The organism is Brucella intermedia LMG 3301 (assembly GCF_000182645.1).
In the GTDB taxonomy this organism is placed as follows: Bacteria; Pseudomonadota; Alphaproteobacteria; order Rhizobiales; family Rhizobiaceae; genus Brucella; species Brucella intermedia.
On the sequence record NZ_ACQA01000002.1, the window covers coordinates 1,570,963 to 1,590,308 of the forward strand.

Here is a 19,346-nt window from a genome sequence, read left to right on the forward strand (position 1 = left end):
TGAATCCTTTTAACCATTGTGTCCGGCAGCTTTCGGGCGCCAGACCAGCAGGCGGGCTTCGATGATAGAGACGCCCCAGTCGATGACGAGCACGAAGGCCGTCAGCACCAGCATGCCGGCAAAGACGCCGGTAACGTCGAACACGCCTTCGGCCTGATGGATCAGGTAGCCAAGCCCCGCCGATGAACCGAGATATTCCCCCACGACCGCGCCGACGACGGCAAAGCCGACAGCCGTATGCAGGCTTGAGAACATCCACGACAGCGCGGATGGCAGATAGACGTTGCGCAAAAGCTGGCGCTCGTTCATGCCGAGCATACGGGCATTGGCGAGCACAGTCTGGTTCACTTCCTTCACGCCCTGATAGACGTTGAAGAAGACGATGAAGAAGACCAGCGATACGCCAAGTGCGACTTTGGACCAGATGCCGAGACCGAGCCACAGCGCGAAGATCGGCGCCAGCACGACACGCGGCAGCGAATTGGCGGCCTTCACGTAGGGGTCGAAGATCGCGGCGAGCAAAGGCTTGCGGGCAAACCAGAAGCCGATCAGCACACCGCCGATTGCGCCGATGGCAAAGGCCAGCATGGCTTCAAGCAGTGTGATGCCGAGATGATACCAGATCGTGCCTTCCGCAAACCATTTGGAGATGCGAACGGCCACATCGCCCGGCGTGGCAAAGAAAAACTTCGCTTTGGCCGGATTGCCCAGCAAGTGGGTTGCGGTGAAGAGGTGCCAGACCAGAATGACGGCCACCGCCACGCTGAGCTGCGCCAGAAACAGCATAGGCTTTTTCATTTCTTTTCCCCACTCGTCTGCTGATAGCCCTTGAGAACCTCTTCCTTGAGCGCACTCCATATTTCGCGATGAATTTCGTGGAACTTGTCGTCGAGGCGTATTTCGGAAATCTCGCGCGGGCGGGCGAGGGGAATTTTATACTCAGCCATGATGCGGGCACGCGGCCCGGCAGACATGATGACGACGCGATCCGCCAGCGCGATGGCCTCTTCCAGATCGTGGGTCACGAACATGACCGCCTTCTTGTCCTGCGACCACAGGTCGAGCAGAAGGTCGCCCATGATGACACGCGTCTGCGCATCGAGAGGGCCGAAGGGCTCGTCCATCAGCAGATATTTCGGATTGCGGATCAGCACCTGCGCAAGGCCGACGCGCTTGCGCTGTCCCCCCGACAGCATATGCGGATAGCGGTCACCAAAACTTGCAAGACCGACGCGGGCCAGCCACTCGCGAGCCTGTTCGCGGGCCTGTGCCTTTGGCGTGCCTGTGATTTCCAGCCCGATGGCAACATTGTCCAGCACGGTCTTCCAGGGCATGAGAGCGTCCTGCTGGAAGAGATAACCTGCCTTGCGATTGAGGCCTTGCAGCCGCTGGCCGCTGATCTCGACAGTGCCGCTGGCGGGTACTAGAAGCCCGGCAACGGCATTGAGCAATGTGGATTTTCCGCAACCGGTCGGGCCAACAATCGCCACGAATTCGTTTTCGGCAACTTCAAGATTGCTTTCGGCGACAGCATCGAAACGGCCACCATCGGCCAGTTTGAACGAAATCTGCACATCCTTGAGCGCAATTGCTGTCTTGCGTGTCTCTTCCACTTGAATAGGGCTTGGTTCGGCGCTCATCGCTAGTCACATCCCGTGAACTGACGATGTGCTCTGCCATAACGGCTCATATATCCGCTCCTCTTCGGGTAGCGCCTCATGAAAGGGGGAACGCACAAGATGCATAATCTTGTCCATCAAAAAGTGAGGCGCAAAAATTTGCGATAGAGTCTCTTCGTATAACGTCCCGGCAAGAACATGCAACGAAAAGCGCATGGTGCGTTTCAAACTATCGACAAAAAGAAGCTCAGGCGAAATATTGTTGCGATCAGCCGCGCCAGGTCAGGAAACGTTTCTCGATCTGCCCGATGATGAAATTGACAATCAGGCCCATCACCGACAGGATTGTGACCCCGGCAAACAGCTTTTCAAGGTCGTAGAGCGAGCCTGCTTCAAGGATATAGGAACCGACGCCGAACTGGGCGCCGAGCATTTCGGCTGCGACCAGCAGAATGATGCCGATGGAGATCGAGACCCGCAATCCGGACAGGATTGCAGGAAAGGCGCCCGGCAGGATGATCTTGCGGACGATGGACCACCAGCCGAGACCGAAACTCTGGCCCATGCGCACGAGCGACCGATCCACATTGTCGACTGCGCCGTAAGTGGCGACGACCGTTGGCGTAAAGGTGCCAAAAGCGATGAGCATGTATTTCGACATTTCGTCGATGCCGAACCAAATGACGAAAAGCGGCAGGAGCGCGATCTTGGGAATCGGGAAAAGGGCTGCGACGAGCGGTACCAGACCTGCCCGAACATAACTGAACAGGCCGATCATCACGCCGAGACCGACGCCGACTGCGATACCGAGGCTGGCGCCGATGACAAGTCGCCTTAGTGATGGCAGCAGGTGTTGCCACAGGAGGCCGGTCTGCCAGAGCTGGACGAAGGTTTCCAGCACGGCGGATGGGCGTGGCAATGTCAGGTTGGATATGAAGCCGCTACGGGTTCCGATTTCCGCGAGCGCCAGCAGTGCCGCGAACAGGATCAGGGCCATATGGGACACCGGCTGGGGCGCAAAACCGCCCCCCCGGAAAGGGACCGGGCGAACATCCGGGCGGGGCTGCTTCATTTCTGTGATCTCAACCATTGATCAACTCCTGATCTGCAGCCTGCGCCTCCGCCCGCATCAACTCCCAGAGCTCTCTCTGCTTTTCTTCAAGAACGGGGTCGCCAAGATGACGCTCGGAAAGGGGAATATCGATATCGACAATTTCCCTGATCCTTCCGGGCCTTCGCGACAACACCACGACCCGATGACCAAGCCGAACAGCTTCGTTGAGATTGTGCGTGACATAGACCGATGTGAACGGTTGACGCGTCCACAGCGCAATCAGATCGTCCATCAGCAGTTCTCGCGTCTGGCTGTCGAGAGCCGACAGGGGTTCGTCCATCAGCATGACGGCAGGGCGCACCGACAAGGCACGCGCGATCGCCACGCGCTGGCGCATGCCGCCCGAAAGCTGCTTCGGCAATGCCTGCCGGAAATCCAACAGCCGGGTGCGCTCCAGAACATTGGTGACAATCCTGTCCATTTCAGCTCGACCAAGTCCGTGATCCTCAAGCACCAGCTTGATATTTCCTTCGACGGTGCGCCACGGCAGCAGAGCAAAATGCTGGAAGACATAAGTGAGGGGATTGAGCGAATCCTTTGGCGGCGACCCAATTTGCAGCACCTCACCCGAGGAAGGTTTTTCAAGCCCGCCGAGAAATCGCAGGAGCGTGGATTTTCCGCAGCCCGACGGTCCGATCAGGCAGACTATCTGCCCTTGCGGGATGGCGAGCGAAATATCGTTCAGAACTTCGACCGGACCATAAAAATGGCTGACGTTCTTAAGCTGCAGATCCATTTCAACTCCAGTCGGAAAGTACGCTCGCCGACGACAACATCCCAGCTTTGGATGCCTGTTCCGGCTTGTGCTCGGCAAGCCAGCCGGGCACGGAAGATTTAAGTTTAGCCAGACTTAGATCGTCTTGACGTAGGATGTGTCGAAAAGTTTTTCCTGCGTGACGTCTTCCTTGACCATGCCCTCGGAGCGGAACCAATCCAGTTGCTCCATACAGCTGTTGAGCGAAAGGGCCAGCCCCTTGTTGATGCGCATTGCCCCATCGATCAGGTTTTGTTTTGCCGTCTCGAACGGGCTGTCGCTTTCGACATATTTGTGCACGATTTTTGCGATGTCGTCGCGCGCCGCATCATCCGCCGTGTTGTCGACGAAAGCCGCATTATAATCGTCGATTGCCCGGGAGTAGGCTTTCACGAAAGCTTCCGTCATGGCGCGCTCGTCGCTCGCATTCTTAGTAGACGTGAATGCTGTAGTGACCTGATAATCCGGAGCGTAGTCGGAAACGAGGCCGATCTGTTTGGCAGCGCCTTCGCGAATGAGCTTTTTCGCGATATTGGGCTGGATCGCCCAGGAATCGATCTGCCCGGTTGACAGGGCGCCTACCAAGGCGCCGAGTTTCTGTAGCGGTCGGAGCTGGATTTCTGAAAGCGGAATATTATTGGCCTTGGCGAACTTGTGCGCCATGAAATGGAATGACGAACCCGCCGTGGTGATGCCGAAACTGTGTCCGGCCAGCTTGGATGGCTCCCTCAGCCCGCCTTCATAAGCCTTGTTGGAGGCCAGAATAACATTGCCGGTGATCCCTTTTTCTTCCGCAAGCGCTCCGCCGATGACCTTGATCGCGCCTTTGTCGGCCAGACTGATAAGCCCGCCGCTCATCGCGGTCACACCGAAATCAGCGTCGCCGGATGCGATGGCGACCGCCATGGGTTGGGCGGCCTCGAAGAATTTCAGCTCGATATCGAGACCTGCGTCTTTGAAATAACCGCGCTCATGCGCAATATAGCTCGGCGCATGGCTCGCCAGATGGAGCACCGCCAGATTGCGCGTCGCGGCCCGGGCAGGGGAGCCGAAAGCCGTGCTGATGCCCACTGCACCAAGTCCCATCAATGTCTGACGGCGTGTCAGGGTGAAATCCATTCTGGCTCTCCTCCGATGCGGGTGTCAGCCCGGCGCAACAGATTTCCCTGCCAAGCCCGGCAAACAAAATTTCATTACGTCTCTGCCACGGAAAAATATGGAAGATTGCTTTCGCATAAAGCCCCAGGGCCAGATTTTCAATGGTTTTAAGGACTGAGCTTCACAACCACGAGCCTCAATCGCATCGGGAAACAGGCTGAACCGTACTGGATGTGTTCAAAATGGTGGAACCATACTGCGAAGTTTAGCCGAGAAGCCTTCTGCGATAGCAAGCGCGGCCAGAGCGAGTTATAAGACCAAGTTATAGGGTGGGCGAAGCAGGTTGGGTCCTAGCTAAAAAGTGACTCTCGTGGCTCTATTGTATTAAATTAGAGCATTCCGTTCAAACTTCAGGTGACGCCGATGAATGACGAAAATATGGATCAGCAGGGCGGGGTGGTGTTACCTTCGCATTCCTATTCCGGGTCATATGCGTGGCAAACGAGTTTCTATGATGCCGAACTCGATCCACGTGACTGGCTGGCAGCCATCATTGACGGTTCTGATGACGCGATAATCAGCAAGGACCTGAATGGTAACGTTAAAACCTGGAACAGGGGAGCCCAGCGACTATTCGGATACGAACCTGATGAAATTGTGGGAAAGCCGATCACCATCCTTATCCCGGATGATCGCCTGCAAGAGGAGCCGGCGATTTTGGCCCAGATTCGCGCGGGAAACCGCGTGGATCATTTCGAAACCGTACGAAAGAAAAAAAACGGGACGCTTTTTGATATCTCTCTAACCATCTCTCCGATCCGGAATGCAGGGGGCAAAATTATTGGCGCATCCAAAATAGCCAGGGATATCACCGAGCGGCGTCGGGCTCAGGAACAACAGCGCCTCCTGATGGGCGAAATGAATCATCGGATCAAAAACCTTTTTGCACTGGCAAACGCGATTGTTTCCTTGAGCGGGCGGGAAGTGAAAACCGCCGAGGAATTGCGTCAGCATTTGCAGTCCAGACTTTCTTCACTTGCAAGAGCCCACGCACTAACAATGCCCGATTGGGAAGAAGTTGGAGCGGCGTCCATCTCTCTCCACGCGCTTCTTCAGACAATACTCGAACCTTACGATCACCAGAATATAACCGTTACCGGCGCCAATCCCGCGGTCTCCGGAAAGCAGCTGAGCAGTCTTTCGTTGTTGCTCCACGAGTTCGCGACCAATGCGGCCAAGCATGGGGCGCTTTCAGCGCCTGGGGGCAACCTTTCTGTAACTGCCCTTGAAACCGAAGATACGTTTGAATTGCTCTGGTCGGAAACCGTACAGGATCACCCCGAAGAACCCAATGTTGAAGGGTTTGGAACCCGGTTGGAGGCCGCGCTCTCGGGCGCTCTCAACGCCAGGGTTCAACGGAACTGGACCTCGACTGGTCTCGAAATCAGCTTGCTGGTCCCCAAAGCAACACTGGAGCCTAAATAGAAGAACGACTTCACCAAGCGATAACGGCGTAGTGGCTTCGCTGCAATCTCTTGGCGCTTACTACCGGCGCGCCAAAGGTTCCTTGGGTGCCTTCAAGGATGAGTTGTCGCAGATGATATCGAAGCTTACTCCAGCGGACTGTCCGGTGCTGAACAAAGGAACACGAGGCAACGCCGCGTTTCCGATTGAGCAACCTTTGAGATTTCCACAAGTCATCGAAGTTACGCCGCTAATTCCCGTTCTCCAACCACTTTGGGTCTTGCCGCGCTCCCGATCCTCCTCCCATGCGGTTACTCAAACCGGAGGAGTCCATACGGTGACAATCGGAAAGACGAAAATTGCCGCGATCATCAAAAAGAAGATTCGCCAGCCGGGAGGAACAGCCCGATAGCCGAGCCCGGCCGACACGATTGCGAGCAAACCTGTCAAGGGCCAGCCGAAATAGCCAAAGATGATAAGGTAGGCTTCGTAAGGAGTGAAATTGATCACTGTCAGGCCTGCATAACGCGAGGCGGGGGGGGGGGAGAGGGATGATGCGAATGCTCCAGCGCTTGTCTGGTGACGACCCATCAAATCCAGATGGCAAATCCTAAACATGCTGCAGCTGGAACTTCGTGCCTTTGGTTTCCTATGGGCGAAACAAGGTAAGTTCCTGGAGGAACGTTCCATCACCCTTGGGTTCTGACGACATCTCGCCCAGAAAGCCGGAGAATTTGCCAGTGGTTCCGATTACGGCAAGCGCCGATTTTCCGTTTTCAGCCTCTTGTCCTGCTACCACGATGCTTCCGGCTTCGAATTTCAGTGTCCATTGGCACTGTCCGTGAGCACCGCTTTTGGTCGTCACGCAGCAGCCGCTATTGGTGCCTATATCGCGCCGGTACTAATCCATCAAAGGTTGATCGAAGACGAACAGGTCACCCTGTGATGGTCCGTCTGAGCCGGTGTCCACGGATCTCTTTTCTCCACGCGTCCCGTCCGCGATCGTGATGATCTTTGTTTCGTCCCGTCGCGGCTGCTGCGATTGATCGGGTGGCGAAACCAACCTTGCTTTACCGGCCATGTTTTGCGACCAGCCAATACAAGAGGCCACTCCGACGACGAGTAGCGCGCCAACGGTGACGATATCTCGGTTCATTTCTTCCTCGATGGTAAGTGTTTGCTGTTACGGTTCGTTCGTCAATTGTCGCGCATCTCGCATTGAGACAACCTTGGTCTTTGCCTGGATCAGGGTGCACATCTCATCGATGCAGCCCTCGGCGCGGATACCTCAAAATCCGAAATTAGCACACAGAAAGAGTTCGCCATCGTTTTCGACGGAGGATTTCCGGTCGATGACCTTTGATGGATTGACACCTCCACGTTCTCCGGTATTCTTTTATAAAAGCTTATATAACATAATTGTGGAACAATTCAAAAATGGGGATTTTGTCTTGCGGATCAAACTAGCACTCCTTCTGGCTTCTGCGATGCTCTTGAGTCCCGGTGCTTCACTGGCGCAGGATAAGGGCGGCGTTATCAATGTCGCGACAATCGGCGAGCCGCCGACGCTCGATCCGATGGTTTCCACCGCTGATCTGGTGGGGATCGTCACGCAGCATATTTTCGAAACGCTCTACACCTTCGACAAGGAATGGAAGCCGACGCCATTATTGGCAGAAAGCCTGCCGGAAATCAGCGCGGACGGAAAAACCTATACGATCAAGCTCCGTTCCGGCATCAAGTTCCATGACGGTAGCGACATGACGTCGGAAGACGTGGTTGCGTCGCTGGAGCGCTGGACAAAGCTCGCTTCGCGGGGAAAACAGGCATCGGTCTTTATTGAAAATATCGCGGCGACCGATCCGGCTACGGTGACGATAACGCTCAAGCAGCCATATGCGCCACTGACCTCACTGCTTGCCTTCAACAATTCTGCGGCGATCATCATACCCTCAGAAAAGCAGGCTGAGCCGATGAACGAATTTATCGGCACCGGTCCCTATATGCTCAAGGAGCGAAAGGCAGATCAGTATATTCAGCTCGTGCGTTTCGACGGTTACAAGTCGCGCGACGGCGAGAGCGACGGTTATGGCGGCGCGCGTCATCAATATCTCGACGAAATCCGTTTCGTATCGGTCCCGGACGCCAACACTCGTGTCGAGGCCGCGGTTTCCGGACAGTATGATTATGTCGATTCCATTCCGGTCGAATCCTTTGACAAGATCAAGTCTTCGACAGCTTCCCAGCCATTGCTTCTGAAGCCCTTCGGCTATCCTGTGTTTGTCTTCAACACCAAGGAAGGGGTGGCGTCGAAATTGCCGGTACGAAAGGCTGTAACACACGCATTGAGTATGGAAGACATGCTTGCGGCTGCGTTCGGCAGTACGGAATTCTACGCATTAGACGGTGCCTTCTATCCTTCCAATTTCGTCTGGAATACGGACGCGGGTGTGGAAGGCAATTATAACGTGGCCCAGCCGGAAGCTGCAGCAGAAGATTTGAAGGCTGCCGGCTACAATGGAGAGCCGCTGCGCATTCTGACCAGCCGCCAATATGAGTTCCATTACAAGATGGCGCAGGTGGCCGCCGAATATCTGAAGCTTGCCGGTTTCAACGTGGATTTGCAGGTTGTCGATTGGGCGACGCTGACGCAGCGCCGTGCTGATCCCAAGCTCTGGGATATCTATATAACGCACAGCCCTTTCCTGCCCGAACCTGCTTTGATGGGGTCTCTGTCGACCAGTTCGCCGGGCTGGTGGGACACGCCAGCGCGTAAAACCGTAGTCGATGCTTTCACGTCGGAATCCAATCCGGACAAGCGCATTGCGCTGTGGGCAGACGTTCAGAAGACCATCTATGACGAACTGCCCCTGATCAAGATCGGCGACTTCAATGCTGTCGCGGCGATGTCCACCAAGCTGGAGGGCGTTGAGCCAGCGCCGTGGCCTTACTTCTGGAATGCTTCGTTGAAGAAGTAACTCCCGGCAATGCAAATGCCGTCCGTCCGGTCGGCATTTGCTGAAATCTTCAATCTGGAGAATCTGATCGCATGGTGCGCTACATCCTTCAGCGATTTGTCGGCATGGCTGTCGTCATGTTTCTGGTCGTGACGATCGTGTTCGTGATTGTCCGGGTGACGCCCGGCGATCCTGCCGCCGTCATGCTTGGACCAGATGCATCGGCGCAGGATATTGCCGATCTGCGCGCCCGGCTTGGTCTGGATCAGTCGCTGGTCATTCAGTACTTTTACTACATAGGTCAGCTGCTGAAGGGCGATCTCGGCCAGTCGATATTCCTCAACATGCCAGTCGGCGCAGCATTGCTCGATAGAGCCGAGCCGACGTTCTTTCTGACAGTTCTTTCGCTTCTGATTGCATGCATCATTGCTCTGCCGGTCGGAGTTTATGCGGCTTACAGACGTGGTTCCTTTGTGGATCAGGCTGCAACGACGGTTGCCATGCTCGCAGCGAGCATACCGAGCTTCTGGCTCGGCCTTATCCTCATGCAGTTTTTTGCGGTCCGGCTGAACCTGTTTCCGGTGTCCGGCTATGGCGGGCCGGGTTCGAGCTTCATGGATCGAATGTATCATCTGATCCTGCCAGCCATCGCGCTGGGGCTGGTTTCCTCTGCCCTGATCCTGCGCTTCACACGTGCCTCAATGCTTGATGTTCTAGGTGACGATTACATCCGCACGGCGCGCGCAAAGGGCCTGATAGAGCGGCGTGTGATCATGAAGCATGCCTTGAAGAACGCGCTGATCCCGATCCTGACCGTGATTGGTCTCACCGCGGCCGTCCTGATCTCCGGCGCCGTGGTGACGGAAACAGTGTTCGGCCTGCCGGGGGTTGGCAATCTTGTGGTGTCTGCAGTCCTGCGTCGGGATTATCCGGTAATCCAAGGCGCGCTGCTCGTCATCGCGGGGCTCTATGTCTTGATCAATTTCATCATCGACATGCTCTATCTGTTCGTAGATCCGAGGGTTCGCTACTGATGGCCGATCTGGTTACGACTACGCAAAAAGCACCCTCGGAACGCGCTTTGTTTGTCCGTCGGCTGTTCAAACGCAAGACAGTGGCGGCTGGCATTATCGTGCTTGCGGTCTTTGCCATCCTCGCGCTGCTGGCGCCCTGGATTGCACCTTATTCGCCGTCGAAGCTATCCATCGTCAACCGTCTCAAGCCGCCGAGCGAAATGTTCTGGTTTGGCACGGATGAGTTCGGACGTGACGTCTTTTCTCGTACGATCTATGCCGGACGGCTGTCACTTATGGTGGGCGCGGCTGTTGTCGTCCTGTCGGCGATCATAGGAGTGACACTCGGATTGCTCGCAGGTTTCTTTCAGCGTCTGGATACTCCCATCGCTCGCCTGATCGACGCGATGATGGCGTTCCCCGACATTCTGCTGGCCATCGCGCTGGTCGCTGCGCTCGGCCCATCGCTGGCGACGGTCATCGTTGCCCTGTCAGTCGTCTACTCACCGAGGCTGGCGCGCATCGTGCGCGCCTCGACGCTGGTGATCCGTGAATTGCCTTATGTCGAGGCGGCTCAATCGCTTGGAATCTCGACATTCCACATCATGACGCGGCACGTGCTGAGAAATCTGATCTCGCCCATCATCGTGCAGTGCACTTTCCTCTTTGCGAGCGCAATGCTTGCCGAAGCGGGGCTCTCCTTCCTTGGTCTCGGCGTAAGCCCCGAGATTCCAACTTGGGGAACCATGATCGCCGCGGGACGCCAATATATCGGCCAAGCCGACTGGATGACCTACTTCCCCGGCTTCGCCATCATTCTTTCCGTCCTCTCGCTTCAGATGGTTGGCGACGGACTACGCGACATGCTCGATCCAAGACTGCGAAGGGATTTGTAATATGATTTCCGGTGAACAGGCGAAGCCGCTTCTCATCACCAATGTCAGACCGGTAGCTTTCGGTGAACATTCCGATACGACGACCGATATTCTCGTCGGGAAGGACGGCAATATCAGCGCCATCGGCAAGTCGTTGAACGCACCGGCAGAGGTGGAGCGGATCGATGGCAAGGGAGCCTGGATTTCGCCGGGTTGGGTCGATCTGCATGTTCATATCTGGCATGGTGGTACGGATATCTCGATACGCCCTTCCGAATGCGGCGCTGAACGAGGGGTGACGACACTCGTCGATGCCGGTTCGGCGGGGGAGGCCAATTTTCACGGCTTCCGGGAATATATCATTGAACCTGCCAGGGAACGGATCAAAGCCTTCCTCAATCTTGGTTCAATCGGCCTTGTCGCCTGCAACCGGGTTCCGGAATTGCGCGATATCAAAGATATTGATCTCGACCGTATTCTCGAATGCTACGCAGCCAATAGCGAGCATATCGTGGGGATCAAGGTCCGGGCCAGCCACGTCATAACCGGGTCGTGGGGCGTTACGCCAGTCAAGCTTGGCAAGAAGATCGCGAAGATACTGAAAGTGCCCATGATGGTCCATGTGGGTGAGCCGCCCGCGCTCTATGATGAAGTTCTTGAAATTCTCGGGCCCGGCGATGTGGTTACGCATTGCTTCAACGGCAAGTCCGGCTCCAGCATCATGGAAGACGAAGACCTGTTCAACCTCGCGGAACGCTGCGCGGGCGAGGGCATCCGGCTGGATATTGGCCACGGCGGGGCGTCCTTCTCGTTCAAGGTCGCGGAGGCGGCAATTGAACGGGGACTCCTTCCATTCTCGATCTCGACAGACCTGCACGGACATTCGATGAACTTTCCTGTCTGGGATCTGGCGACAACAATGTCCAAATTGCTGTCGGTCAACATGCCGTTTGAAAATGTCATCGAAGCCGTCACGCATAACCCGGCATCGGTGATCAAGCTCTCGATGGAAAACCGGCTTTCTGTTGGGCAACGTGCCGATTTCACGATCTTCGATCTGGTTGATGCCGACTTGGAAGCGACGGATTCCAATGGTGATGTGTCTCGGCTGAACAGGCTTTTTGAGCCCCGCTACGCAGTCATTGGCGCTGAGGCGATTACGGCCAGCCGCTATGTGCCGCGTGCGCGCAAACTCGTTCGCCACAGCCACGGCTATTCGTGGCGCTGAAACTGGCAGCGCCGCATTGAATTTTGCGGGAACGTCCCGTGACGAAATGATGAGGAAAATTCGTGTCCCATTCTCTCCAAACGACCGAAGTACGATACTCCCCCTATGAGCGCCTGGCTTCACTTGGCATAACCTTGCCGCCGCCGCCGCCGCCCATCGCGAACTTTGTCACGCATGTTCGGGAAGGCAACATCCTCTATCTTTCCGGGCAAGGGCCAAGGGAAGAGAGCGGACATTTGCGGGCCGGTAAGGTCGGCGGCGACATCGGCGTGGATCAGGCCTATCAGGATGCCCGTCTCACCGGTATCAATCTGCTGGCCGTCATGCACGGAGCGCTTGGCGACCTTTCCCGTGTAAAGCGTGTCGTGAAGCTGTTGGGCATGGTCAACGCCGTGCCCGACTTCGAGCTACACCCCAATGTCATCAACGGCTGCTCCGATCTTTTCATCGAAGTGTTTGGTGCAGCCGGTCAACATGCGCGTTCAGCCGTCGGCTTCGGTTCCTTGCCGGGCAATATCACGGTTGAGATCGAAGCGATCGTCGCCCTGAAAGACTAGGACAGCGTCAATGATTGCGCCAGCCCATCAGCTTTTCGATCTTCGCCGCCGAAGCGCGCACCTGACCGGTGTAGCGGCTTTCGTCGGAAAGCACTTTCTGTTCAGGAAGCACGATGGAGATTGTCGCAACGCATTGTCCATCGCGGTCGCAGATCGGGGAAGCAATGCAGGCAACGGCATAGTCGGATTCCGCAATCTGGATCGAGAGCCGCTCATCGAAGGCTTTCGCCGCAGCCTCCGAGAGACTCGTGGCGTCGATTTCGGCCCGACCGGTCGGAGAAGTCCGGGCGCAGCGCTTGAAAAGCTCGATCCGTTCATTCTCAGCCAAATGCCCCACCAGAAGCCGACCGGATGCAGTCCAGTTCAAAGGTACTCTTGTGCCGACACGCGAGGCAACCTGAAACGGGCTTGGTCCGTCCGCCATGGCCAGAACAAGCATATGGTCTCCATCCCGGCCGCACAGTTGCACTGCTTCGTTCGCTTCGCGGCAGAGATCATGCATTTCGTGCGTGGCGACGCTCATGAAATCAAGCGACCGCGCGTAGGCAAGACCGTAATGATAGAGCCGCGCACCGAGCCAGATCGCACCGTCCGCGTTGCGGGCGAGCATGTTTTTCTCAACGAGATCATCGATGGTCACATAGACCGTGGACAGAGGCGCCTTGATCGCCTTGGCAATCGCATAGGGACCAGCTGGAGCGCCGGCCTCATAAAGATAGTCAATCACCTGCAACGCACGGTCGATGCCGCTGACACGCGAGCGGCGTGTCGACTTGGTTTCGGTATCGTCTGCAGGGGACGTTTCGGCGGGAATAGCGGTTGACAATACGCTCACTCAAGTGCTCCGTGTGAAATTCGAGAAGTTATTACATTATTATGGCATATATGTCGATACCTGAGACAGCGAAAGAAATGGGAGAATTGACATGACCGATGATATCCGCCGCAAGATCGGGCTTCGACCGGTCATCAATGTTTCCGGCACGATGACATCGCTTGGCGCATCCATCGTGGTGCCCGAGGCAATAGAGGCGATGGCAGCGATCTTGCCCCAGTTCGTCGAGGTCAACGATCTCCAGCGCAAGGCAAGCGAAGTGATTGCACGGTTGACAGGCGGCGAAGCTGGCTTCGTCACGGCGTCCTGCTCGTCAGGCATTACACTTACTGTTGCCGGAACCATGACAGGCAACAACCTTCTCGCGATTGAAAGGCTGCCGGATACGACGCCTGAAAAGAACGAAGTTCTGGTGCAGACCGGTCACGTGGTCAGTTACGGCGCTCCGGTCGATCAGGCAATCCGGCTTGCGGGAGGCAAGGTCGTCCTGATCGGACAGGCGACATCTACCCATCGCTATCACATGGAGAATGCGATTACCGAAAAGACGGCTGCGGCGGTTTATGTCGTATCGCACCATGTTGTGGACTATGGCCTTCTGCATCTAAGCGAGTTTGTCGAGATCGCGCACGCCAGGGGCGTGCCGGTGATCGTGGATGCTGCATCCGAATATGACCTGAAGCTCTTTCTGGAAAAGGGCGCAGATATTGCAATCTATTCGGGACACAAGTTTCTTGGCGGCCCAAGCTCGGGGATTGTCGCAGGCAAGAAGGAACTCGTTCGCCATGCTTTCCTGCAAAATCTCGGCATTGGGCGCGGCATGAAAGTTGGCAAAGAGAGCATTTACGGCGTCATGGCTGCACTGGAAGCATGGGAAAAGCGTGACCATGCCGGAATTCGCGAACGGGAAACCGGATATCTGGAACTGTGGAAGAGAACGCTTGATGGCCGCCCCGGTGTCACGGCTCTGATCGAACCAGATCCGACGAACAATCCGCTCGACCGCCTGCGAGTGATTGTGTCTGCAGCCGATGCGCACATCACGGCTTGGGATCTCGTAACCGCTCTTGCGCATGGGAATCCACCGATCATAACCCGTGACCATGAGGTAGAGCACAACTATTTCTATCTCGACCCATGCAATCTGCATCCCGGACAGGAGACTGTCGTGGCTCGACGTTTGGGTGAGGAACTCGACAGAGCCCGGGCATCGAACGAGATTATCGCTACCCCCTTTGAGGACCGAAGCAGGCATCGCTTCGATGGCTTGCTGCGTTGGCCGGATTGATGGCTGGCAGAGGCTGAGTAACGCGGAGGAACATTATGACGTCTGGGAAATTTGCGACGGTTGGAAAACACGAACCTGTTTTATCCGTTCGAGGACTGACTACCTCCTTTCTGGTCGACGGCGCATGGAAACCGGTTGTCGATGATGTTTCCTTCGACGTTCATCCGGGAGAAACCGTCGCAATCGTCGGCGAATCCGGCTCGGGCAAGAGTGTTACTTCGCTGTCGATCATGCGTCTTCTGCAGAAGGATACGAGCCGCATCGAAGGCAGTATCAGCTTGGCCAGTCGGGAGCTTCTGACGCTCTCGGAAAATGAAATGCGCCGCATTCGCGGCAACGAAATTGCCATGATCTTTCAGGAGCCGATGACGAGCCTCAATCCGCTCTTCACAATCGGCGACCAGATTTCCGAAGCATTGCTCTGCCATTCGCAAATGTCGAAGGCAGACGCGCGCGCTGAGACGGTCCGCTTGCTTGAAAAGGTCCGCATTCCGTCCGCTGCATCCCGCTTTGATGAATATCCGCATCGTTTTTCGGGCGGTATGCGTCAGCGCGTCATGATTGCAATGGCTCTGGCATCGAGACCCAAATTGCTGATCGCCGACGAACCGACCACGGCACTGGATGTAACCATTCAAGGCCAAATCCTCGATCTTATCAAAACGTTGCAGGAAGAAGAGGGCACTTCGGTTCTTTTCATTACGCATGATATGGGCGTGGTGGCGGAAATATCGGATCGTACTGTTGTCATGTTTCGTGGAAAGCAGGTTGAGACAGGACAGACGGCCGATATTTTCAGGCAAAGCAAACATCCCTATACGCGAGCACTTTTGTCGGCGGTTCCTGTACTGGGTTCGATGCAGGGCTATCAACGTCCTCTACGGTTTCCGATAGTAGACGATGCGACTGGGCTCGCGGAAAAACCGGTCGAAGTGGCGGATACCGTCGACAACGTCGATGTTCCGGTGCTGGAAGTAAAAGGTCTTACAAAGCGCTTCGAGATTTATTCAGGCTTCATGTCTCGACTGAGCGGGCGTGTCCATGCGGTGGAGAACGTGTCTTTCACTCTGCGCAAGGGGGAAACCCTTTCGCTGGTCGGCGAAAGCGGGTGCGGGAAATCGACGACCGGGCGCGCCATCATGCGATTGACCGAACCGGACTCCGGTGAGGTTCTGGTGGAAGGCCAGAATATCCTCAGCCTCGGCAGGCAGTCCATGCGCGAGATGCGCCGAACTGTTCAGATGATCTTTCAGGATCCTTACGCGTCGTTGAACCCGCGTATGACGGTGGGAGCCGCCATTGCGGAACCTTACATTGAACACCGGTTGGGAAGCGCAAGGGATGCGAAGAATGTTGTCGCAGACATGCTGGAAAAGGTCGGCCTGACGCCGGATATGGCAAAGCGCTACCCGCATGAATTTTCCGGCGGGCAAAGACAGCGCATCTGTATCGCCCGCGCGCTTGCCCTGAAGCCCAAGGTTATCGTTGCCGATGAAAGTGTGTCGGCGCTGGATGTCTCGATCAAGGCTCAGGTCATCAACCTCATGCTGGATCTTCAGGAGAGCCTTGATCTAGCGTTCCTGTTCATCTCGCATGACATGGCCGTTGTGGAGCGTGTAAGCCATCGCGTGGCCGTAATGTATCTGGGCGAGATCGTAGAAATAGGGCCGAGGTCGTCGGTCTTTGAAAACCCCCAACACGACTATACACGCAAGCTGATGGCGGCGGTTCCGATCCCTGACCCTGACCGACGCAAGACCAGGCTTTCAAGCGAAGGGGGAGAACTCAAGAGCCCTATTCGGCCCGCGGATTTTGTCGTGCCTTTGCGTGAATATCGCGAGGTTTCGCCGGAGCACTTCGTGGCGTTGTGGGGCACGTGATCTTACGAGCGGACTTATGATTGATCCGGCGCTGCCCCAGCTTCGCCAACAGCAACGAACGCCTATGGGGTGGCGTCGGGCTGGGCGGTAGCTACAATTGGGATGGCGATAAATATTCGATCTATGGAAAGGGTTCAGTTAACACCAGCCTGGCCGAATTCGGTGATAGTTACTGCTACAAGGGAAATATCGGCTTTCGCGTAAAGTGGTGATTAGCGGATTTATCGCTTCAGAGCATAGGCTCGCACACACCGGGCCCGGAGGCGTCTGCATATCTTTGAGGTGGTCAAGAGAAACCTTCTATGAGCACCTCGACCGCGTTCCAGAGGGGATAAATACCCCCAAATTGTCTTCGTGGCTGGCACCACCAAAGTTTTGTCCTGGAACATATGCCGCAGCTCGCTGTTAGGGCGGTGAGCGAAAGAAAGGACAAGCCGAAATGGAAAGACAATATCCACAGCCGCCGTTCGAAACCCAGCACCAACCCATGCCCGGTTACACAGAAAAGATGAATCCGACGCCCGACCATGGGGAAACCTCCTACAAGGGGTCGGGCAAACTGGAGGGGTTGCGGGCGATTATCACGGGGGGAGACAGCGGTATCGGCCGAGCTGTGGCGATAGCATATGCACGCGAAGGCGCGGATATGCTGATCGCCTATCTGGAAGAAGATGAAGACGCGCTCGCCACCAAATCACTCATTGAGAAAGAGGGCAGAAAGGCTGTCCTGATGAAGTGCGATATCCAGCATGCACAGACTTGCCGCGATGTGGTTGATCGCGCTGTGAGCGAGCTGGGCGGCATCGATATTCTGGTGAACAATGCGGCTCATCAGGCAAGTTTCTCGGCGCTCGACGATATCAGCGACGAGGAGTGGGAACTGACGTTTCGCGTCAACATCCACGCGATGTTCTATCTGACGAAAGCAGCCATTCCTCACATGAAACCCGGATCTGCGATCATTAATACGGCTTCCATCAATTCTGATATGCCGAATCCGAGTCTGCTGGCCTATGCAACGACCAAGGGCGCGATCCAGAATTTTACTGCGGGACTGGCGCAGCTTCTGGCGGAAAAGGACATTCGCGCCAATGCTGTCGCTCCCGGGCCGGTATGGACCCCACTCATTCCCTCAACCCTTCCCGAAGATGCGGTACGAAATTTCGGCAAGCAGACACCTATGAAAAGGCCTGCCCAACCGGCAGAACTTGCTTCTGCTTATGTCATGCTGGCAGACCCGCTGTCGAGCTTCACTTCGGGCGCCACCGTAGCTGTCACCGGCGGCAAGCCGCTCCTGTAGCGGGATGTATCTGCCAGCTGCGGCAGGCGCATTCCACCGCTATTTTTTCGGATCGATCAATGCCAGGCCCAGTTCCGGTCGATAGGTCCGCATCATGGTGCTTGCGTTTTCCTTGATGATCACCTCCAGCGTTGGGCGGACTGTCGCTTCGATCAGATGACCGCCTTTCGCCTCACCACTGCGCATTCCAACAACGACATGCAAATGCAGGCCGGGCCTTCCTTGTTCATCCAGCGCGCAATCGCCGAGCAGGCTGAGCACTTCGCATTGTTCGTTGATCTCGATCCGGTGATAGTCCTGCCGTTCAAGGTCGAAAAATCCCAGCGTCGCTTGGCTGAAAGCGCCGATCCCGGACAACGAGGCCGCAGTGAGGGCCTGTTCGCGGACAAAACGTTCAAGCGTTGCGACCACGGCTTCTTCCCGGGGCAGCACAACGATGAAAGTGCGCTGGCCTTCGCCTTCTCCCAGTACTTTGAACTGCATTTCCTGTCTCCTGTTCCTGGGTTTCGGAAACGCAACCAACAGCGCGGCAAAAGGTTTCAGTTCGCTCCAACCTGAAGAGACAACCGAATTGTTGGAAATTTTTTGGAAGACCGATCCTAATCCTGCATCGGCCCAATGCCCTGCATCAGTCGCGCGGATTCCCTTTCCGGCCAGCCATAGGCGTCCCGGGCATAGCGTTCCAGTTCGTGGCGGTTACGAATAAAAACCACTCCTCGTTCTGACTTGATCAGGCCTAATCCCTCAAGAATGTGAAGGGAAGTCGTGACACTGGGACGACGAACGGCAAGCATGACTGAGAGGAATTCGTGGGTGAGAGAAATTTTATGGCCGGATATTCGGTCATCGCACATCAGCAGCCAACGGGCTAAGCGTTGCGTGACGCCGTGAATGGCGTTCGAAACGGCTGTATAAGCAAGCTGAATAGAAAAGGCCTCGATGGATCGGATCATGATCTTCGAAAAGTTGCGGTTTCCTTCCATCCACCGGCGAAACTTGTCATAAGGCATTTCGTAGCCTTGCGCGGCGACCTGCACGAGGACATCATATGAACTGGTTTCGACCCCGGCGATCGCGGAGGTCGGAATATATCCGTCACATCCGAAGATTCCCGCTTCTGCCCGGCGTCCTTCCGTGGTGGTAACGACAATTGAACCGATACCCGCCGTGAGGAAATAGACCTTTTCGATCGGCTTTCCCGTTTTCGCGAGTATCGTACCGCGTGGGAGTTCCGCATATGATGTCTCGCGGATGACGTTCTCGTAGTCGGACGGAGAAAGCAATGCCAGAAGCTTATTGGCCCTGGCATCTGTCGGCGGAAAAGACATCTGGTGCACCTCGGTCGTTCGTCATGAGGGTGAACC

19 protein-coding genes and 1 pseudogene are annotated in these 19,346 nt (G+C 55.9%); 11 read left to right on the forward strand and 9 right to left on the reverse strand.

Annotated elements, in window-relative coordinates; genetic code table 11:
- Positions 1–9 precede the first annotated feature (9 nt).
- From OINT_RS19810 to OINT_RS19835, 5 genes are all read right to left on the reverse strand, one after another.
- Entirely contained in the window at positions 10–798 is a 789-nt protein-coding gene (locus OINT_RS19810) for an ABC transporter permease (RefSeq protein ID WP_006470720.1), read from the reverse strand.
- Positions 795–1,640, reverse strand: coding sequence for an ABC transporter ATP-binding protein (locus OINT_RS19815; protein ID WP_006469689.1), 846 nt, complete (start codon positions 1,638–1,640; stop codon positions 795–797). The genes OINT_RS19810 and OINT_RS19815 overlap by 4 nt, the downstream gene beginning before the upstream one ends.
- Before the next feature lie 247 nt (positions 1,641–1,887).
- Positions 1,888–2,709 (reverse strand): ABC transporter permease, encoded by an 822-nt coding sequence (locus OINT_RS19825; protein WP_006469691.1) that lies wholly within the window; start codon positions 2,707–2,709, stop codon positions 1,888–1,890.
- A complete protein-coding gene (locus OINT_RS19830) occupies positions 2,702–3,469 on the reverse strand; it encodes an ABC transporter ATP-binding protein (RefSeq protein ID WP_006470719.1) in 768 nt (255 codons plus the stop codon). Before OINT_RS19830 ends, OINT_RS19825 begins: the two co-directional genes overlap by 8 nt.
- A gap of 114 nt (positions 3,470–3,583) precedes the next feature.
- Positions 3,584–4,606, reverse strand: a complete 1,023-nt coding sequence (locus OINT_RS19835; RefSeq protein WP_006469693.1) for an ABC transporter substrate-binding protein — start codon at positions 4,604–4,606, stop codon at positions 3,584–3,586.
- Between the two features lie 402 nt (positions 4,607–5,008).
- Here OINT_RS19835 and OINT_RS19840 point away from each other — a divergent pair, with 402 nt between their 5' ends.
- Complete coding sequence (locus OINT_RS19840) at positions 5,009–6,070, forward strand: PAS domain S-box protein (protein WP_100229464.1); 1,062 nt, start codon at positions 5,009–5,011, stop codon at positions 6,068–6,070.
- A 31-nt stretch (positions 6,071–6,101) separates the two neighbouring features.
- Positions 6,102–6,461 (forward strand): hypothetical protein, encoded by a 360-nt coding sequence (locus OINT_RS23940; protein ID WP_164874701.1) that lies wholly within the window; start codon positions 6,102–6,104, stop codon positions 6,459–6,461.
- 489 nt (positions 6,462–6,950) lie between these two features.
- On the opposite strand, the gene OINT_RS22570 is transcribed toward OINT_RS23940, so the two are convergent.
- The gene (locus OINT_RS22570; RefSeq protein WP_006470717.1) at positions 6,951–7,205 is read right to left on the reverse strand and encodes a hypothetical protein; all 255 of its coding nucleotides are present in this window, start codon (positions 7,203–7,205) and stop codon (positions 6,951–6,953) included.
- Between the two features lie 331 nt (positions 7,206–7,536).
- On the opposite strand from OINT_RS22570, the gene OINT_RS19855 reads away from it, so the two are divergent.
- The 5 genes from OINT_RS19855 to OINT_RS19875 all read left to right on the forward strand — a co-directional run bounded on the left by OINT_RS19855 (position 7,537) and on the right by OINT_RS19875 (position 12,679).
- A complete protein-coding gene (locus OINT_RS19855; RefSeq protein ID WP_266018360.1) occupies positions 7,537–9,027 on the forward strand; it encodes an ABC transporter substrate-binding protein in 1,491 nt (496 codons plus the stop codon).
- Positions 9,028–9,098: 71 nt separating this feature from the next.
- Positions 9,099–10,040, forward strand: coding sequence for an ABC transporter permease (locus OINT_RS19860; protein ID WP_006469698.1), 942 nt, complete (start codon positions 9,099–9,101; stop codon positions 10,038–10,040).
- Complete coding sequence (locus tag OINT_RS19865; protein ID WP_006469699.1) at positions 10,040–10,915, forward strand: ABC transporter permease; 876 nt, start codon at positions 10,040–10,042, stop codon at positions 10,913–10,915. Before OINT_RS19860 ends, OINT_RS19865 begins: the two co-directional genes overlap by 1 nt.
- 1 nt (position 10,916) lies before the next feature.
- Positions 10,917–12,122, forward strand: a complete 1,206-nt coding sequence (locus tag OINT_RS19870; RefSeq protein WP_006470715.1) for an amidohydrolase/deacetylase family metallohydrolase — start codon at positions 10,917–10,919, stop codon at positions 12,120–12,122.
- A 62-nt stretch (positions 12,123–12,184) separates the two neighbouring features.
- Positions 12,185–12,679: a RidA family protein gene (locus tag OINT_RS19875; RefSeq protein WP_006469701.1), complete on the forward strand. Its 495-nt coding sequence runs from the start codon at positions 12,185–12,187 to the stop codon at positions 12,677–12,679.
- Between the two features lie 7 nt (positions 12,680–12,686).
- On the opposite strand, the gene OINT_RS19880 is transcribed toward OINT_RS19875, so the two are convergent.
- Positions 12,687–13,514: an IclR family transcriptional regulator gene (locus OINT_RS19880; RefSeq protein ID WP_006469702.1), complete on the reverse strand. Its 828-nt coding sequence runs from the start codon at positions 13,512–13,514 to the stop codon at positions 12,687–12,689.
- 91 nt (positions 13,515–13,605) lie between these two features.
- Here OINT_RS19880 and OINT_RS19885 point away from each other — a divergent pair, with 91 nt between their 5' ends.
- From OINT_RS19885 to OINT_RS19895, 4 genes and pseudogenes are all read left to right on the forward strand, one after another.
- Positions 13,606–14,802: an aminotransferase class V-fold PLP-dependent enzyme gene (locus tag OINT_RS19885; RefSeq protein ID WP_006469703.1), complete on the forward strand. Its 1,197-nt coding sequence runs from the start codon at positions 13,606–13,608 to the stop codon at positions 14,800–14,802.
- Positions 14,803–14,837: 35 nt separating this feature from the next.
- Complete coding sequence (locus OINT_RS19890) at positions 14,838–16,682, forward strand: ABC transporter ATP-binding protein (protein ID WP_006469704.1); 1,845 nt, start codon at positions 14,838–14,840, stop codon at positions 16,680–16,682.
- A 38-nt stretch (positions 16,683–16,720) separates the two neighbouring features.
- Positions 16,721–16,894, forward strand: a pseudogene (locus OINT_RS24465) (autotransporter outer membrane beta-barrel domain-containing protein); the annotation flags it as partial.
- A gap of 227 nt (positions 16,895–17,121) precedes the next feature.
- On the forward strand, positions 17,122–17,982 hold the full coding sequence (locus OINT_RS19895; RefSeq protein WP_006469707.1) for an SDR family oxidoreductase: 861 nt from the start codon (positions 17,122–17,124) through the stop codon (positions 17,980–17,982).
- Between the two features lie 39 nt (positions 17,983–18,021).
- Here the strand turns inward: OINT_RS19895 and OINT_RS19900 are convergent, their stop codons facing one another.
- Together OINT_RS19900 and OINT_RS19905 are read right to left on the reverse strand one after the other, a co-directional pair.
- A complete protein-coding gene (locus tag OINT_RS19900) occupies positions 18,022–18,465 on the reverse strand; it encodes a PPC domain-containing DNA-binding protein (protein ID WP_006470712.1) in 444 nt (147 codons plus the stop codon).
- A gap of 116 nt (positions 18,466–18,581) precedes the next feature.
- Positions 18,582–19,310, reverse strand: a complete 729-nt coding sequence (locus OINT_RS19905) for a Crp/Fnr family transcriptional regulator (RefSeq protein WP_006469709.1) — start codon at positions 19,308–19,310, stop codon at positions 18,582–18,584.
- Positions 19,311–19,346 lie beyond the last annotated feature (36 nt).

Bases quoted from the DNA above. Each gene is read 5' to 3' on its own strand.
- OINT_RS19815 (WP_006469689.1), bottom strand. From the start codon at position 1,640: ATGAGCGCCGAACCAAGCCCTATTCAAGTGGAAGAGACACGCAAGACA.
- OINT_RS19870 (WP_006470715.1), top strand. From the start codon at position 10,917: ATGATTTCCGGTGAACAGGCGAAGCCGCTTCTCATCACCAATGTCAGA.
- OINT_RS22570 (WP_006470717.1), bottom strand. From the start codon at position 7,205: ATGAACCGAGATATCGTCACCGTTGGCGCGCTACTCGTCGTCGGAGTG.
- OINT_RS19860 (WP_006469698.1), top strand. From the start codon at position 9,099: ATGGTGCGCTACATCCTTCAGCGATTTGTCGGCATGGCTGTCGTCATG.
- OINT_RS19840 (WP_100229464.1), top strand. From the start codon at position 5,009: ATGAATGACGAAAATATGGATCAGCAGGGCGGGGTGGTGTTACCTTCG.
- OINT_RS19830 (WP_006470719.1), bottom strand. From the start codon at position 3,469: ATGGATCTGCAGCTTAAGAACGTCAGCCATTTTTATGGTCCGGTCGAA.
- OINT_RS19835 (WP_006469693.1), bottom strand. From the start codon at position 4,606: ATGGATTTCACCCTGACACGCCGTCAGACATTGATGGGACTTGGTGCA.
- OINT_RS19810 (WP_006470720.1), bottom strand. From the start codon at position 798: ATGAAAAAGCCTATGCTGTTTCTGGCGCAGCTCAGCGTGGCGGTGGCC.
- OINT_RS19885 (WP_006469703.1), top strand. From the start codon at position 13,606: ATGACCGATGATATCCGCCGCAAGATCGGGCTTCGACCGGTCATCAAT.
- OINT_RS19855 (WP_266018360.1), top strand. From the start codon at position 7,537: ATGCTCTTGAGTCCCGGTGCTTCACTGGCGCAGGATAAGGGCGGCGTT.
- OINT_RS19890 (WP_006469704.1), top strand. From the start codon at position 14,838: ATGACGTCTGGGAAATTTGCGACGGTTGGAAAACACGAACCTGTTTTA.
- OINT_RS19825 (WP_006469691.1), bottom strand. From the start codon at position 2,709: ATGGTTGAGATCACAGAAATGAAGCAGCCCCGCCCGGATGTTCGCCCG.
- OINT_RS19865 (WP_006469699.1), top strand. From the start codon at position 10,040: ATGGCCGATCTGGTTACGACTACGCAAAAAGCACCCTCGGAACGCGCT.
- OINT_RS19895 (WP_006469707.1), top strand. From the start codon at position 17,122: ATGGAAAGACAATATCCACAGCCGCCGTTCGAAACCCAGCACCAACCC.
- OINT_RS19900 (WP_006470712.1), bottom strand. From the start codon at position 18,465: ATGCAGTTCAAAGTACTGGGAGAAGGCGAAGGCCAGCGCACTTTCATC.
- OINT_RS19905 (WP_006469709.1), bottom strand. From the start codon at position 19,310: ATGTCTTTTCCGCCGACAGATGCCAGGGCCAATAAGCTTCTGGCATTG.